This is a genomic window from Chryseobacterium sp. 2VB, assembly GCF_005503635.1.
GTDB lineage: Bacteria > Bacteroidota > Bacteroidia > Flavobacteriales > Weeksellaceae > Chryseobacterium > Chryseobacterium cupriresistens.
The window spans coordinates 184,379-200,077 of sequence record NZ_SCNC01000004.1; the positions used below are offsets into that span (position 1 = coordinate 184,379).

General features: G+C 36.3%; 13 protein-coding genes. 9 read left to right on the forward strand and 4 right to left on the reverse strand.

What is annotated here, in order from left to right:
- Window positions 1-173: 173 nt before the first annotated feature.
- Window positions 174-2,930 (forward strand): carboxypeptidase-like regulatory domain-containing protein, encoded by a 2,757-nt coding sequence (locus FFS26_RS06305; RefSeq protein ID WP_137904576.1) that lies wholly within the window; start codon window positions 174-176, stop codon window positions 2,928-2,930.
- Between the two features lie 55 nt (window positions 2,931-2,985).
- On the opposite strand, the gene FFS26_RS06310 is transcribed toward FFS26_RS06305, so the two are convergent.
- Complete coding sequence (locus tag FFS26_RS06310) at window positions 2,986-3,483, reverse strand: DinB family protein (protein WP_110008922.1); 498 nt, start codon at window positions 3,481-3,483, stop codon at window positions 2,986-2,988.
- 180 nt (window positions 3,484-3,663) lie between these two features.
- Here FFS26_RS06310 and FFS26_RS06315 point away from each other — a divergent pair, with 180 nt between their 5' ends.
- The 8 genes from FFS26_RS06315 (at window position 3,664) to FFS26_RS06350 (ending at window position 13,205) form a co-directional block, all read left to right on the forward strand.
- The gene (locus FFS26_RS06315) at window positions 3,664-4,569 is read left to right on the forward strand and encodes a GLPGLI family protein (protein ID WP_137904577.1); all 906 of its coding nucleotides are present in this window, start codon (window positions 3,664-3,666) and stop codon (window positions 4,567-4,569) included.
- A 133-nt stretch (window positions 4,570-4,702) separates the two neighbouring features.
- Entirely contained in the window at window positions 4,703-4,957 is a 255-nt protein-coding gene (locus FFS26_RS06320) for a ferrous iron transport protein A (RefSeq protein WP_082798751.1), read from the forward strand.
- Window positions 4,957-6,990, forward strand: a complete 2,034-nt coding sequence (gene feoB / locus FFS26_RS06325) for a ferrous iron transport protein B (RefSeq protein ID WP_137904578.1) — start codon at window positions 4,957-4,959, stop codon at window positions 6,988-6,990. The genes FFS26_RS06320 and feoB overlap by 1 nt, the downstream gene beginning before the upstream one ends.
- Before the next feature lie 218 nt (window positions 6,991-7,208).
- On the forward strand, window positions 7,209-8,225 hold the full coding sequence (locus tag FFS26_RS06330; protein WP_137904579.1) for a DUF4421 family protein: 1,017 nt from the start codon (window positions 7,209-7,211) through the stop codon (window positions 8,223-8,225).
- Window positions 8,226-8,293: 68 nt separating this feature from the next.
- The gene (glmM, locus tag FFS26_RS06335) at window positions 8,294-9,676 is read left to right on the forward strand and encodes a phosphoglucosamine mutase (protein WP_137904580.1); all 1,383 of its coding nucleotides are present in this window, start codon (window positions 8,294-8,296) and stop codon (window positions 9,674-9,676) included.
- 47 nt (window positions 9,677-9,723) lie between these two features.
- A complete protein-coding gene (locus FFS26_RS06340; RefSeq protein ID WP_137904581.1) occupies window positions 9,724-10,305 on the forward strand; it encodes a Crp/Fnr family transcriptional regulator in 582 nt (193 codons plus the stop codon).
- Window positions 10,306-10,646: 341 nt separating this feature from the next.
- On the forward strand, window positions 10,647-11,615 hold the full coding sequence (locus FFS26_RS06345; RefSeq protein WP_137904582.1) for a zinc-binding alcohol dehydrogenase family protein: 969 nt from the start codon (window positions 10,647-10,649) through the stop codon (window positions 11,613-11,615).
- Between the two features lie 207 nt (window positions 11,616-11,822).
- Window positions 11,823-13,205: a tetratricopeptide repeat protein gene (locus FFS26_RS06350; protein WP_137904583.1), complete on the forward strand. Its 1,383-nt coding sequence runs from the start codon at window positions 11,823-11,825 to the stop codon at window positions 13,203-13,205.
- A gap of 44 nt (window positions 13,206-13,249) precedes the next feature.
- Here FFS26_RS06350 and FFS26_RS06355 read toward each other — a convergent pair whose 3' ends face one another.
- Genes FFS26_RS06355 through aat form a run of 3 tightly spaced genes read right to left on the reverse strand, consistent with a single transcriptional unit; the run spans window position 13,250 to window position 15,682 of the window.
- Window positions 13,250-14,116 carry a hypothetical protein gene (locus tag FFS26_RS06355; protein WP_137904584.1) on the reverse strand — a complete coding sequence of 289 codons (867 nt, stop codon included), beginning with the start codon at window positions 14,114-14,116 and terminating at the stop codon, window positions 13,250-13,252.
- Window positions 14,117-14,163: 47 nt separating this feature from the next.
- Window positions 14,164-15,042 carry a DMT family transporter gene (locus tag FFS26_RS06360; RefSeq protein ID WP_137904585.1) on the reverse strand — a complete coding sequence of 293 codons (879 nt, stop codon included), beginning with the start codon at window positions 15,040-15,042 and terminating at the stop codon, window positions 14,164-14,166.
- A complete protein-coding gene (gene aat, locus FFS26_RS06365; RefSeq protein WP_137904586.1) occupies window positions 15,029-15,682 on the reverse strand; it encodes a leucyl/phenylalanyl-tRNA--protein transferase in 654 nt (217 codons plus the stop codon). Before aat ends, FFS26_RS06360 begins: the two co-directional genes overlap by 14 nt.
- Window positions 15,683-15,699 lie beyond the last annotated feature (17 nt).

A 15,699-nucleotide genomic window follows, 5' to 3' on the forward strand; every position in this document is an offset into this window, starting at 1 on the left:
GGCGAATCGTTTTGATTCTTTTTTAATATATTTCTTTTTCATAGGAAAACAAAAATTTAAAAATTATCACTATGTTTGTAGTGATAAAAATTTAACCTTTAATCGTAAAACTCATCTTTATAAAAAGTGTAACAAAAAACAATAACCATTAACTAATTGAGCAAATAATAAGTATGAAAAAAAATATTTCTTTATTTCTGATGCTATTCTTTACTGTGCTTACTTTTGCGCAGAAAACGGTTTCAGGAAAGATCACCGATGATGATGGAGTCGCGATACCCAGTGCCAGTGTGACGATCGAAGAGCCCGGCAAAGACGCTATTCTTGCTTACGCTATTACGAACTCCAAAGGAGAATATAAAGTAACTTTCACTTCCGGAGAATCCAATGTGGATCTTAAAGTGAAAGCATTCAATCAGAAACCTCTTACAAAGCAAATCAGTAACAGCGATCAGACTCTGAACTTTAAAATGCAGTCTGAAGCCACAGAAATTAAAGAAGTACAGCTGAAAACCAAAATGATTACCGCCAGAGGTGACACCATTTCTTATGATCTTAAAGCATTCAACAGTAAAAATGACAGAACACTTGCTGATGTAATGAAAAAGATTCCGGGAATTGAAGTAAACAAGGACGGAACAATTCTTTACCAGGGGAATGCCATCAATAAATTCTACGTCAATGGAAAAGACCTTATGGAAGGAGGTTATGGAACCATCAACAACTCTCTTCCAAAAGATGCCGTACAGAAAGTAGAAGTTCTGGAGAACCACCAGCCGGTAAAAATACTTCAGGACAAAGTGCCTTCTGATCAGGCAGCTATCAATATCAAGCTTAAAAACTCTGTCACGATGACAGGTAGAGGTGAGGTAGGAACCGGTTTTGGAGATCCATGGCTTTGGAATGTAAAACTGACTCCCATGTTTTTCGGACAAAAAAGCCAATGGGTAGTCAATTATAAAACCAACAACATGGGGGAACAGGTTGAAAATGAAGGGAATATTCTGGCATTTGGAAGTTCATGGGAAGGAAGAAGAAGTAATATTTCTCAAAATAACTGGCTGAGTGTAGAGAATGCATCCGTGCCTGATCTTCCGGTAAAAAGATATTTGATGAACAGCGTTCATTATTTGTCAGCCAATTATCTTACCAATATTGATAAAAAGAAAGAATGGGAACTTAAAGCCAATGCAAACTATACTAATAATGCAGTAGAAAGAGAGTCGAATAGTGTTACCAGAGATATCCAGCAAGGAACACAATACACAACCAGATTTTTAAACAATTTTTATACAGACAAACTAAAAGGTGAATTGATCTTTACAAAAAATGCTAAAAAAGGATTTTTCAAAAACACAACAACATTCTCTCAATTCTGGAATGCAGATAGGGCTTTTGCCGAAAGAAATGATAAGCAAGGTTACAGAATAGGAAACGAAGCTTTAGAATCACCTACAACATCTTTCCAGAACTCTTTAAGTACGATTATACCCTGGAAAGAAAAGATGGTAAATTTTAAATCCTATATCAGCTATCAGAATGATAAGCAGATTTTAGAAATTTCTCCTGCGAGTTATTTACAGTTGCCATACAAACTTCCAAAGGCAAACCCCAATGACCCGAATGAAAAAGATCAATATGGTATTGTAAATTTTGCACCGGGCACTTCAGTATTACAACAGTTCAGAATAAAATCTTTAGATACATCGCATTCTGCCAATGTCAGTTTCTCCTCAAAAGGGTGGACATTTACTCCGCAGGTAGGATTTGACTTTTCTACAGATAAACTGACGACAAACTTTGATGGACAAGCAATTCCAAATCCTTCTGTTCAAAATGATGTTCCACCAAATTTTAATCAGAACATTTATGAAAATGATTTGAAATTTACGAGAATGAATCCATCTGCTTCTGTGGGAATTAATTATAAATCTGAATCATGGAGCTTATTTTCAAGTTTTCCTGTTAATTTTAATAATATTAAAGCCGAAGATGCATTTAGAAATGTTTCAAAATCTTTAAACAAGGTTACATTTACCCCTAATGTTTTTGCGCAATATTCATTTGCTTCATTCTTTAAAGCCAGTTTGAATGGAGGAATCAGCAATAATTTCGGAGATATTCAGACCGCTTATGCAGGGTATATTCTGACAAGTCCGGGAGGATTTAATAAAATGAATCCTAAAAATCCGATACCGGAAACCAATACAAAAAATGGAGGATTACGATTGGAGTACAGAAATCCGCTGAACAATCTGTTTTTTAATGTAGGCTATAGACTAAGTGATGCAAAAAATAACCTGTTGGCCTCAAGCATAGTTAATGAATCAGGATTTAGTGAAATTGAATATATAGAAAAAGAAAACAAAAGAATAAATAACAGTTTTTATGCAGAAATTGGAAAATATTTTCCGAAGTTTAAAACAAATGCATCATTCAGTTATAATAATACCACAACGAAATCTCAATCTATAAGAAATACAGATCTTATTGATAACAAAAATAATGGCAACACATTAGGATTTAAATTTAATAATACCTATTTCTCTTGGATGAGTGTAGATTTTAATGCTTCTAAAACATGGAATAAAACATCTAACATCTTCCTTACAGGAAATCAAGGAAAGACAGAAGGGTATAACCATAACCTGAACATTTTCTTTTATCCGTTAGAGAATCATACTATAGGATTTTACTGGGATCAGATCAATTCAAAATCTGCAGATGTAAAATATAACAATGGTTTCTTTGATCTTTCGTATCAGTTCTCATGGACTAAAAAGAAAGTTGACTTTGAACTAAAATGGATGAATATTGCAGACAAGAAAGTGTTTGAAAGAATCGATATTGATAATACAAATATCACACAAAGAAGTATGCAACTCCGCCCTAGTCAAGTGATGTTTACTGTAAAATTCAACTTTAAATAAAATAAAAACCAATCCATGTGGATTGGTTTTTTGTTGAGATATATTGAGATGTTAATTAAAAACTTTGCTGGTCTGCTGAAGGCCCATAGCTTCCCGGCAAAGGAATATTGTTCAATCTGTAATACACTCCCAGCTGAGCCCTGTGATGAGTAATCTGGTTTAAGGCATGGCGTATTGCCCCATATTTGCTCCAGCTTGCCAGCTCATGGCCGTCATTTTTAATCGTCCAGCTGGGATTCAGATCGTTTTCTGTACTGTTTTCTAATGCTGTTTTTGCTGACTGGTAATCATCTTCCAGTTTTTTCATCAGTTCATCTCTTGTAGAAAGAACGGTAGGTTTGTAGTCTCCTTTGGCAAAATCCAGTTCAGAAGTTTTTAAAATTGTGTTCGGCCATTCAAAAACTTCTACAAGATGGGTGGCAAGGGGCATCATTTTCATACTTTTTTCATGCGGAGCATAATCATTTTTCCCTTCAGGGAATAGTTCAATAAATTTTTTTGTGGTTTGAAATTCTCCCTCCAGTTCGGATTTTAATTGAGATAAAGTGTCCATAATATTTTGTTTTTTAGAAACTTAAAGGTAAGCGTTTTAAAAATGAAACTGTTCTAACAGAATCATAATTTTTTAAGTAGTAAAGATTGAAAAGGAAGAATATTTTTACTGGAAAATAAAATTTGAAAAAAACTGTAACAAAAGAAGACATATGATTACTAATTATATAAACTTGTTACAATGAAAAAGTTATTCTCTATATTTTTGATCACTCTGTTTGCTTTTGCAGGCGCTCAGGAGTCGAAAGAAACAGCCAACCGTTTCTTTTATGAACTGACTTTTAAGCCTAAGAAAGATTCAGCAAAATTGGATAAAGTCATTACAATTTTAGATATTACAGATAAAAACAGATCTATTTATCAGGATTATACAGTGATTGCTCAAGATTCTATCATGAAAATTGAAATGGAAGCAATTAAGAAATCAGGAATGATGAGAGACTTTTCAAAATCTCTTAAAACACCAAAAATTTCATCCAGAATATATAAGTCTTACCCAAGTATGAAAGTACAATACGTGGATAAGATAGCTAACGGATTTACTCCAACAAATATTGGTTATAGTGAAGAATTAAAATTCAATTGGAATATCTTGGCTGATAAACAAAAAATAGGAGAATATAACGCACAAAAGGCGACAACTGATTTTGCAGGAAGAACTTGGACTGCTTGGTTTAGTACAGATATTCCATTTCAGGACGGACCTTATAAGTTTTACGGGCTTCCCGGTTTAATTGTAAAAATTGAAGATGCTGATAAAAATTACTCTTGGGTATTGCAGGGAAATAAAAAAGTGAAAGATTATACGGAATTCTCTTACATTGAAAATTTAATGCACGCTTCAGGAGGAAAAGTAAATGAGTTAACAAGAGAAAAATTTGAAAAAACTTTTAATGACTTTAAAAAAGATCCGTTTTCTTCTGTAAGACCTATGATGACACAGGAAATGATGTCTAAAACCATCCCTGGAATGGATGGGACGGTAGGAGATATGATGAAAAAGCAGGAAAAGCAGTATAAGGATTTTTACAATGCTAACGACAATCCAATAGAAAAAGAACAGCCTTCTGACAAGAAGAAAAAATAAGACTTCATATCAACTAAATTATATTTTGAATCACCCCAGATACAGCAATGTGTTTGGGGTGATTTCTTTTATGCTAAAACGTTATTTAGATTAAATTTAAATAGCGTATATTTGCAGGACTAAAAATTAGGCTTTGAAAGAGAAAGGATTACATAAATTAAGTGGATTCCCTAAAAACAAAATGGGGAAGATATTGGGATATGATAACGACCATCTTAAAATGCCCAATAAAATTATTGAAATGGGACTTCTTCCGGAGACCATTTTCAGAATTTTGTATCAGGCTCCGTTCAGCGGGCCAATGTATGTAGAATTTGGAGCAGAAAAAAGCCGGATTGCTCTTCGTGAGGAAGAAGGAGATTACATCATTGTTGAAGAATTGAATTAATGCAGGAAAACAAGAAAAAACAGATACTTTTAGTCGGGAATCCTAATGTAGGAAAGTCAACGGTTTTCAACACGCTTTGCAACAAAAAGCAGAAGACCGGGAACTACGCCGGCGTTACCGTTGCAAGTCATTCGGGGAACTATGTTTACAAAAACGAAGAAGTAGAGGTGATAGACCTTCCAGGTTCTTATAGTGTATACCCGAGTTCAGAAGATGAGGCTATTTTTTCCAAATACCTTATCGATGAGCAGAAAAACTACGCAGGAGTTGTTTATATTCTTGAAGCATTAAGTTTAAAAAGAGGACTGCTTCTGTTTCAGCAGATTCAGGATCTTGGAATTCCTATGATATTGATTGTTAATCAGATTGACCAGGCAGAAAGAAGAGGAATTACCATCGATATTCAAAAATTTTCCGAAGCATTAGGGATAAAAATTATTCAGACCAATGCCAAAGAACAGATCGGAATTGATACAGTAAGGGAAGCTGTTTATAATAACGAGTTTGTAAAAACAGATAAAGTTTCTTTCGAAACCCCGAATGAACACAGAGATTTTATTCAGAAACTGGCAGCACATAAAGGTTTCGATAACGAATATAAAGCATGGATGAGCCTTTCACTGGGCACAGATCTTGGAAGAATTGGCTCTGTTATGGAACAGCTGAATGAACCTGATTCTAAAAGCTTAGTACCGAAAAGGCTGCAGGTACAGGAAACCGTAAGAAGGTATCAGAATGTGGACAAAATTCTGGCTGATGTCATCTCTAAAAAGGCTCAGTTCAAAGAATTATTAACCGAAAAACTGGATAAAGTTTTAGTTCATAAATTCTGGGGTTATGTAGTCTTTTTAGCAATTCTGCTGATTATTTTCCAAAGTGTTTTCTTCCTTGCGGAATACCCGATGACCTGGATTGAAGATACATTCTCCTGGCTGGCCGCATTTACAAGCGAACATCTTCCTGAAGGCCCCATTAATTCATTAATTTCAAATGGAATTGTTCCCGGAATCGGAGGAATTGTGGTTTTTGCTCCACAGATTGGAATTCTCCTGTATTTCCTTTATCTGCTTGAAGATTCAGGATATATGGCAAGAGTAGTATTCCTGATGGACAGATTACTTCGTCCTTTTGGGCTTAACGGAAAAAGTATCGTTCCCCTTGTGTCAGGGACTGCCTGTGCGATCCCGGCGGTGATCTCTACAAGAAATATTGAAAATGTAAAAGAAAGATTGCTTACGATATTGGTAACCCCTTTTATGACATGCTCTGCGAGACTTCCGGTATACAGTATTATTATCGGACTGATTATTTCAGAAGGAACATTTTTAGGAATAAAATATAAGGCACTGGTATTGATGGGGATGTATCTTCTTGGCTTCCTGGTCGCTTTATTCTCCGCATCAATTCTCAAAAGATTTATTAAAAGCAAAGGAAAAACATATCTCGTAATGGATCTTCCTGCTTATAAAAAGCCGCTTTTCGGATATGATTTTAAAATGGTTTTAGGAAAAGTATGGGAATTCATTACGGGAGCCGGAAAAATAATTTTCATCGTAAGTATCATTATCTGGTTTTTAAGCTATTTCGGGCCAAGCCAAAAAACAAACGAGTTTGTAGCCACAGACGTTCACCTGGATCATTCTTACCTTGCTAAAATGGGTAAAGGAATAGAACCTGTAATTGCTCCTCTTGGTTACGACTGGAAAATGGGTGTAGGAATTCTTACAAGTTTCGTGGCAAGAGAAGTCTTTGTGGGAACAATGTCTACGCTCTATAGCCTGGAAGATGATGCTCCGGAAGTGAAAGTAATTGATAAAATGAGAAGAGATGTAAAACCCAACGGAGAAAAAGTCTTCAGTTTTGCAACCGGAATTTCGGTGCTTCTTTTCTACGCATTTGCAATGCAGTGTGTTTCTACACTTGCAGTAGTCTACAGAGAAACCAAAAGCTGGAAATGGACCAGTTTTCAGGTAGTCATGATGACAGGTTTGGCATATTTTGTGTCGATGATAGTATATCAGATTTTAAAGTAATGGACTCATCATTAATTATTCAGTACGTACTTATTTTTTTAATTGTAGCATTCGCCTGTTACTCTTTAGTTAAAGTACTTAAAAAGAATTTCGCTCCAAAGAAGTTCAGCTCCAAAAGAACCCACTGCGACAAAGATTGCGGCTGTTCTTAATATTGGGTTCACCGGATATTGAAAAAAATGTAGTAATTTCATTTTTTCTAATATAAATTATTCGGGTTGAACTTTTTAAAAGCAGGATCATTAATAGTATTTTCTTTACTGGGCATTTTCGGAAAGGCACAAACAGATACCATAAATACCAAGTCTTACGCAGACAAGGTAATGATTCGTGTGAATCTTGATACCAATATTGAAAGCTATGTTTTCTCATCAGGAGAAGGTAAGAATGCGTTCAATATGGACCTGTCTATCAACAATAAAACGAAAACATCGTTTTCAATTGATTATAGAATAATAAGTGCGACAATATCATTTGCTCCCAGATTTTTAGAGGGAAATAATGATGATGAAATGAAAGGGAAAAGTTCTTACTCCGATTTAAGCTTCAGATTTTTTCCGGGAAGATTTATTCAAAATGTTTATTATAAAAATGTAAAAGGCTTTTATGTGGAAAACATGAAAGACTTGTCTCCGGAATGGCAGGAAGGACGAGATCCCTATATTCAGTTTCCGGATTTAAGGGTACAAACCTTTGGTGGGTCTACATCCTATGTTCTTAATAAAAATTTTTCATCAAGAAGTATCTATACACAAGGAGAATGGCAGAAGAAAAGCAGCGGAAGCTGGGTACCGTTTATAGATTATGATCTTACCATTTTCAGAAATATGATTGACGGAGTAAAAAACAAAGAAATACAATACAATATAGGAGGAAACATGGGATATTTCTATAATTGGGTTATTGGAAAAAAAGTAAATATTTCGCCTCATCTGGCTATTGGGATTGGAGGTAAATTCTCCAGTTACAGAGAGCTTGATAACGGATCAACAAAACAAAATGCCCAATATGCAACTATAAGAATGCAGGGCGGTCTTCATGTGGGTTATAATACTGACCGGTTTCTGTTCGGAGGTAAAATAAATTTTAAAAGCTATGCCTACGATCAGAAAAACAGCCAGAGTGTAGAGAATAATAACCTTTATGGACTGTTATATATAGGGTATCGTTTTGCGCCACCGAAAGTTGTGAAAAATACCTATGATAAAGTCCAAAAAAAGATTCCGGTTTTATAAGTTGAAGGGTCTTTTAAGTATCTTTGCGTTGGAAAATTTAGAGAAAACAAAATAAATTAAAAAACATCATGTCATTAATAAAATCTATTTCCGGAATTCGCGGAACCATTGGTGGTAAAGTAAATGATAACTTAACACCCCTGGATGTTGTAAAATTCGCATCCGCTTTCGGAACCTGGCTTCAAAATAATAAAAACAAAAAAGATCTTACTCTTATCATCGGAAGAGATGCCAGAATTTCCGGCCAAATGGTTTCTTCCTTAGTTACAGCTACATTACAGGGATTGGGGATTAATGTGATAGATCTTGGCCTTTCTACAACTCCGACTGTTGAAGTAATGGTGCCTGAGCTGAATGCAGACGGAGGAATTATCCTTACCGCTTCTCATAATCCAAAACAATGGAATGCCCTTAAATTATTAAACGAAAAAGGAGAATTCATCAGCGGTGAAAACGGTGCTGAAGTTCTGGCTCTTGCAGAAAGTGAAGACTTCAACTATGCAGAAGTTGATGACCTTGGAAAATATGAAACAAGAGACGATGCTTTTGATATCCATATTCAGCAGATCCTGGATTTGCCAATGGTAGATGTGGATGCCATCAAAGCGAAGAACTTTAAGGTTGTTCTGGATGCGGTAAACTCTACAGGAGGGATTGCTATTCCAATGCTTTTAGATAAATTAGGTTGTGAAACCGTTAAATTATATTGTGAGCCTACAGGCCACTTCCCACACAATCCTGAGCCTTTAAAAGAACATTTGGGAGATATCTGCGAATTGGTGAAGAAAGAAAATGCAGATTTGGGAATCGTTGTAGATCCGGATGTAGACAGATTGGCCCTGATTGATGAAAAAGGAGAAATGTTTGGAGAAGAATACACCCTGGTTGCCGTTGCAGATTACTTACTGAAACATAAAAACGGTGTAGCTGTTTCCAATCTTTCTTCAAGCCGTGCTTTGAGAGATGTGGCACAGACTCACAACTCAGAATACTTTGCAAGTGCTGTAGGAGAAGTAAACGTTGTTACTTTGATGAAAGAGAAAAATGCAGTCATTGGAGGAGAAGGAAACGGAGGAATTATCTACCCTGATTTACATTACGGAAGAGACTCTTTAGTGGGAGTTGCACTGTTCTTAACGCATTTAGCCAAAGAAAACAAAACTGTTTCTGAACTGAGAGCAGGATATCCGGGCTATTTCATGGGTAAAAAGAAAATAGAGCTGACACCGGAGATTGATGTAGATGCGATCTTAAGCAAAATGGAGCAGGAATACCAGAATGAAGAAGTTTCTACAGTAGATGGTGTAAAAATAGACTTTGAAAACAACTGGGTTCACCTTAGAAAATCCAACACAGAGCCAATCATCAGAATTTATACTGAAGCTCAATCTCAGGAAGAAGCCGATCAGTTAGGAGATGATATCATTGCTAAAATCAAGAGTTTAATCTAAACATACGGGAAGAACGGGCATATTGTCCGTTCTTTTTTATATCAGAAATGTTTGAACATATCAAAGACAGATTTCCTTTCCCCAAAGAAAAGTGGAGAAAATTTCTGGGCAGTTTCGAACGCATGGAAGTTCCTTCCAAAACTTTGCTTTTAAAAGAAGGCGAGGTGTCCTGTAATGCCTATTATATTGAAAAAGGTATGGTAAGAGCCTGGTACAATAACGACGGAAAAGATGTAACATTCCAGTTTTTTCTTGAAAGTACCATGTTTTCATCCCTTGAAAGCTTTAAAAAAGGCCTGCCGAGTATGGTGTCGTTCGAGACCATAGAACCGTGTATTTTATACAGAATCAACAAACCTGATGTGGAAGCTTTCTTAGAAGAAGTTTATGAAAATCCAGAGCTCAGAAATTTCTTTATGGATGCTCTTTTTGAAAGGGTATTCGATTATATGAAACATTTCTTTTCATTTATTAAAGACTCACCACAGCAGCGATACCTGAATCTTGTCAGGCAAAAACCGGAAATTATCAAAAGAGTTCCGCAGCATTATATCGCTTCCTATCTTGGAATTACAACCGTACATCTTAGTAGGATCAAGAGCAAAATCTTGAAAGAAAGACTGAAATAAGCGGGAAGATGGAAGCCGGAAGCCGGAAGTTTAAAAAGAAACTGCATAAATTCTGACTCATCTTAAATGCAATGTTCGCAAAGAATAATATGTATTGTTGAATACGATCGCAAAGGCGTTCCACTCAGCAAAGGTTGCTATTCTTTGCTGAACGAAGTGCCCTTGCGAACAAATACTAATAACAATATTATGTTTCCTAGCGACCGCAGCGTTTTAACTGTTTTAACTCTATTACCGTCTTTATAAACCCCCAGCTTCCTTTCCCAAAATCCAAAACTCATAACAAATGTTATCGCTTCGCAGCCTTCTTCCCTCCTAATTTTGTGTAAAAATTAAAAAGAATGAAAGCAGCAGTAGTATTTGAAAAAGGAAGTATTCCACAATATGCAGATTTTCCGCCCCCTGAAGTAAAGGACAATGAAATTTTGATTTCTGTAAAAGCAGCGTCAATTAAAAACCTCGACAGAGCCAGAGCATGTGGAAATCACTATTCAACCGAAAACCATGAACACCAGCCGACAGTTATCGGAACAGATGGAGCAGGATATCTTCAAAACGGAGATAAAGTGTATTTTTTCAGCAAAAAAGGGACGATAGCGGAAAAGGCCGTGGCTGATAAAAAAATGATCATTCCAATTCCTGAAGAACTGGATTTTTCTTTAGCAGCAGCCTTACCCAATGCAGTAATGGGATCTGCAATGGCCTTAAAATTCAAAGCAGGATTGCAACCGGGAAATACCATTCTGATTAACGGAGCAACAGGAATTACAGGAAGAATAGCTGTTCAGATGGCCAGATTATACGGAGCTGGTAAGATCATCGTTACCGGAAGAAATGAAGAATCTTTGCAGTCTTTACTTGAATTAGGTGCCGATGAGGTGATTTCACTCAGGCTGGAAGATCATGATTTTAAGCAAAAAATAAAAGAAATTCATAAGGTAACCCCTATAGATGCTATCATAGACTATATCTGGGGACATTCTGTAGAAATGTTATTGTCTGCCCTTAAAGGTGACGGAACCTTCTCCCACAAAACAAAACTTGTAACGATCGGGGGGATGAGCGGAGATACTATACAGCTGTCTTCACAGATTCTCAGAGGAACGGATATTCAGATTTCCGGATCGGGATTGGGAAGCTGGACGAAAGAAGAATCTCACCTCCTGTTCTCAAAAATCATCCCTGAAATGTTTCAGGCAGCAGCAGAAGGAAAAATTAAAATGGAAACACAGGATGTTGATATTAAAAATATCGAAACCGTATGGAATGCTGAGATACAAAGTGGAAAACGCCTGGTCATAAGAATTTAACCCCAATTTCCGTTTTTTTATCCACAATCCTTTTATCGGTTTTCTTTTTTTACTATTTTTATAATAGAAATTTATGAAATGGAATATTCAAAAAAAAGTTGCAACTTTGCATAAATATTTGAATATCAGTTTCAGATATATTATTAATTAAACGTTTGCCGAGGTTTGTAAGCAAATTCAGACATCAGGCCGACAAAGAGGACACTATTGGAAGAGTATTTTGGAAATGAACTTGTAAAAAAGTTCGAGGAAATGATGGAAAACAATGATGAATTCTACTTTGATACAGAAGAGTTGGAAGATATCATTGTTTATTATTTGGAGCTTGGTGATTTTAATTACGCTGACATGGCTGTTAATTATGGACTGAAGCTTCACCCTAATTCGTTGGATATTAAGATCAAAAGACTTGAAATCCTTCTGGAATGGGAAGACTATAATACGGCGAAAGAACTTATTGACGAACTGAAAGGCGCTTCTATGGAGAATACAGACTTTTTGGTTTGTTACGCCAAGTATTATTCGAACCTAGGAAATCCCAGAAAATCCATTGAAATCTGCAAAAAAGCTTTGACATTAGAGGAAGAAGAAAACTTTCTCCACAACTTTATTGCGGACGAATATGTGAATCTCGGAGATCCTTTTAACGCTCTTAAACATTACAGAAAAGCACTGAAGGAAGATCCTACGGATGAATATTCGCTGGAAAATGCTATGGTATGCTTCAGTGACCTGAATAAGAGCGAGGAGGCTATTGCCTTTCTTAATGAATATTTAGATGAATTCCCTTATTCTGAAACCGCCTGGTTTGAATACGGACAATTCTATTTTAACAGAAAAAATTATGATGAAGCGATAAGAGGCTACGACTATTTACTGGCAATCAACTCAAACTCTGTAGGAGTATATGCCAATAAAGCAGCTTGTTATGAAGCTTTGGGACAATACCAGAAGGCGATCGAAACGTATGAAGAAATGCTGGAACTGGAATACACAAAGGCATTTACTTTTTATAAGATCGGATTATGCAATAAGGCCTTAAAACAGCCTATTTTAGCTTTAAATGCATTCCAGAAATCATTAAGAGAGGACCCTCAGTTTTATCTTGCCATGATGGAACAATCTTATCTTTACGAAGAAATGGGCGGAATGTCTGAAGCATTGCATTTTGCCAAAGAAGCTACCCAGCTGAATGAAAACAATCTTGATTATCAAAAGAGATTAGCGTTCTTATTCATTGATTCAGGAAAATTTGAAGAAAGCCTTTCCTGTCTTAAAAAACTGGTAGATGCAGAACCTTCAAGGTTTTACAACTGGTATGCCTATTCAGAAGTTTTGATGTTGGTAGGAGAGTATGAAGATGCGGTAACAGTCTTGAACAGAGCCATAAAAAAGCATTACAGAGCAGAACTTTTTTATCAGCTGAGCAATTGCTACTACAATCTGAAAGATCAGGATAAAGGTTTTGAATCTCTTCAAAAAGCATTGGAACTTGATCCTTCTTTAGCAAAGGATATGCAGAAAAAATATCCTTTCATTAAAGATGAGGTGAAAAAGGTAAAAGCCAGTAAAGTGAAGAAAAAGAACTAGAATAATCTGAAATAAAAGAAAAACCTGCAGAAATGCAGGTTTTTTTATTGATAATTGTATTCGTAGAAAAACTTATCCGGAGAGCTGCTGTTTGCATTTCCGTTCATATCAAGCGTCTGTCTGCTTTCTTCAGACGGATATCCTGCGGTGTTAAATGTTGTGGTATACTTATGAGAAGTCATTCCGGTAGCTGTTCCTCCTCCGGCTGTAGTTTGGGTAAATTCTCCCTTATAAGCACTTAAGCTGTTCTTGATATTTGAGAATAACATGCTTATGCCATCGCTGCTCTCATTTCCATTAAAGATAATTTTGTCAAAACCTTTTACATTTTTGAAAGGATAGTTTTTATCCGTGTATGTATAAGTCTCTTTTTCTGTATAGTTAACGGTATTTCCATTGACAATTCCGGTTCCTGAGCCTGCATTGCTTACCATATTTCCATTATTATACGTGATTACACTGTTGATAATAGAAGAACCTGCCGCTCCTGAATTCGTTTGTTTTTTTACGCTGATTTCTGTAGTGCTGGTGTAGGTATAAGAAAACGTAACGGTGTTCTCTATGGTTCCGGTTGTAGAATATTCCTTCGTAACCGCTGTAGCCATACGTCCGTTAGTATATCCGTATTCTACAGCACTTTCAAGAACATTATTTTCGTAATGTTTAATACCCGTAATATAATCATCGGTATATGTGAACTCAATTCTTTGCCCGTGATTAATATTGTTAATCATGCTTATGATTTTAGTTCCGTTGTAATTGATTTTCATGACAATCCCATCTATTGTCATCTTTGTAGGAAGAATCACGGTTTGATTAGAAGGATCACTGTTATCAAAAGGTGTGTCATCAGAACTGTAGCATGATATTGCAGATAAGGCTACGGACCCCAAAAGTAGAAGTTTTTTCATAGTTATAAGTTAAATCACCCAAATATAATTTAATTTATAATATTATTTTATTTTTTCGGATTGGTTCTTAAAAAGATGAGGCCGCCAATGATAATACCTGCTCCTATAAATTGCAAATAAGTCAGCTTTTCACCATCTATAATTCCCCAGATAATAGCCACAATGGGCATTACCAAAGTTACTGTTGAAGCAAAAAGAGGTGAGGAAACTTTAAGTAAACGATAATTCATCATCATCGCCAGACCTGTTCCGAAAACTGATAACAGGCTGACAAACATAAGCCCCATCAGATTATCTTTTGAAAAACTGAATTCCGAAAAGAATCCTGTCCCTGTAAGCGCAAGAATGGAAGGCAGCAATAAAACAAAAGAGAATACAAAAGCAGATAAAACCGTAGAAGAGACCTCCATAAGCTTTGATTTTACAGTGGTTGTACTCAGTGCATAGCATAAAGTTGCCAATAACAGCAAGAGAATCGGAATCATTTTCAGTTCTGCGCTGTCACCACCTCCAAATGCCAGAATACAGACTCCTGTAAAGCTTATTAGTGTCCCTATAATCTGTTTTTTCGTGGTTTCGAACTTCCAGACCAGGGCGCCGACAATAATCACAAAAATAGGCATCATTGAGTTGATAATTCCGGCAATGCTGCTGCTTACTTCAGTTTCTGCAATCGGAAATAAAAACATAGGAATGAAATTTCCTGTAAAAGCAGCCAGAACTAGCCATTTCAGATGTTTTCTGGGAAAAAGTTTATAATTGGAAATCGCGACCGGAAGTAAAATAATTCCGGCAATAAGAACCCGTAAAGAACCTACCTGAAACGGATTGAAATGTTCCAGTGATTTTTTGATCAAAATAAATGATGATCCCCAGATAATACTCAGGACAATCAGAAGAACCCACTTTTCTTTATCTGCGTTCATTATTTTCGTGTAAGATTTTTAGAAATTCTTTTTTGGGAATCATTTTTGCCCCCAAGCTTTCCAGATGTTCTGTATGGGATTGACAATCAATTAAATCAAGGCTGTTTTTATTGCTTTCCACAAAGTTGATAAAGCCCGCTTTTGAAGCATTACTTACCTTGGCAAACATGCTTTCTCCGCAGAATACATTTCCAATCTGCAACCCGTAAAAACCCCCTACGAGTTCTCCATCCTGCCATACTTCAATACTTTTGGCCAAACCGTATTGATGAAGCTGGATAAAAGACTCCATCAGTTCATCAGAAAGCCACGTTCCCGACTGCCCTTTTCTTGTAGCCTGCTGGCAATTTCTGATTACCTCCCTGAAATTCTTATTCTCGGAGAAAGTAAAAACATTTCTGTTGAGTATCTTTCTCATAGATTTTGAAACTTTTAATTCTTCAGGAATAAGCACAAACCTTGGATCGGGACACCACCAAAGGATTTCCTCTCCGGGATTGTACCAGGGAAAAATACCGAGCTGATAAGCAAACCAGATACGCTCTACGGACAGGTCGCCACCAAAAGCAACCACCCCCTCATGGCCATCATACAGCTCCGGGTCTGGAAATGAAATCTCTTTTTCGTCTAATCGGACCATTTTTAGCAAAAAAATCC

What these genes read in the sequence shown, in the direction of transcription:
- FFS26_RS06305 (WP_137904576.1), top strand. Translation starts at nt 174, where the DNA reads ATGAAAAAAAATATTTCTTTATTTCTGATGCTATTCTTTACTGTGCTT.
- FFS26_RS06310 (WP_110008922.1), bottom strand. Translation starts at nt 3,483, where the DNA reads ATGGACACTTTATCTCAATTAAAATCCGAACTGGAGGGAGAATTTCAA.
- FFS26_RS06315 (WP_137904577.1), top strand. Translation starts at nt 3,664, where the DNA reads ATGAAAAAGTTATTCTCTATATTTTTGATCACTCTGTTTGCTTTTGCA.
- feoB (WP_137904578.1), top strand. Translation starts at nt 4,957, where the DNA reads ATGCAGGAAAACAAGAAAAAACAGATACTTTTAGTCGGGAATCCTAAT.
- glmM (WP_137904580.1), top strand. Translation starts at nt 8,294, where the DNA reads ATGTCATTAATAAAATCTATTTCCGGAATTCGCGGAACCATTGGTGGT.
- FFS26_RS06340 (WP_137904581.1), top strand. Translation starts at nt 9,724, where the DNA reads ATGTTTGAACATATCAAAGACAGATTTCCTTTCCCCAAAGAAAAGTGG.
- FFS26_RS06345 (WP_137904582.1), top strand. Translation starts at nt 10,647, where the DNA reads ATGAAAGCAGCAGTAGTATTTGAAAAAGGAAGTATTCCACAATATGCA.
- FFS26_RS06355 (WP_137904584.1), bottom strand. Translation starts at nt 14,116, where the DNA reads ATGAAAAAACTTCTACTTTTGGGGTCCGTAGCCTTATCTGCAATATCA.
- FFS26_RS06360 (WP_137904585.1), bottom strand. Translation starts at nt 15,042, where the DNA reads ATGAACGCAGATAAAGAAAAGTGGGTTCTTCTGATTGTCCTGAGTATT.
- aat (WP_137904586.1), bottom strand. Translation starts at nt 15,682, where the DNA reads ATGGTCCGATTAGACGAAAAAGAGATTTCATTTCCAGACCCGGAGCTG.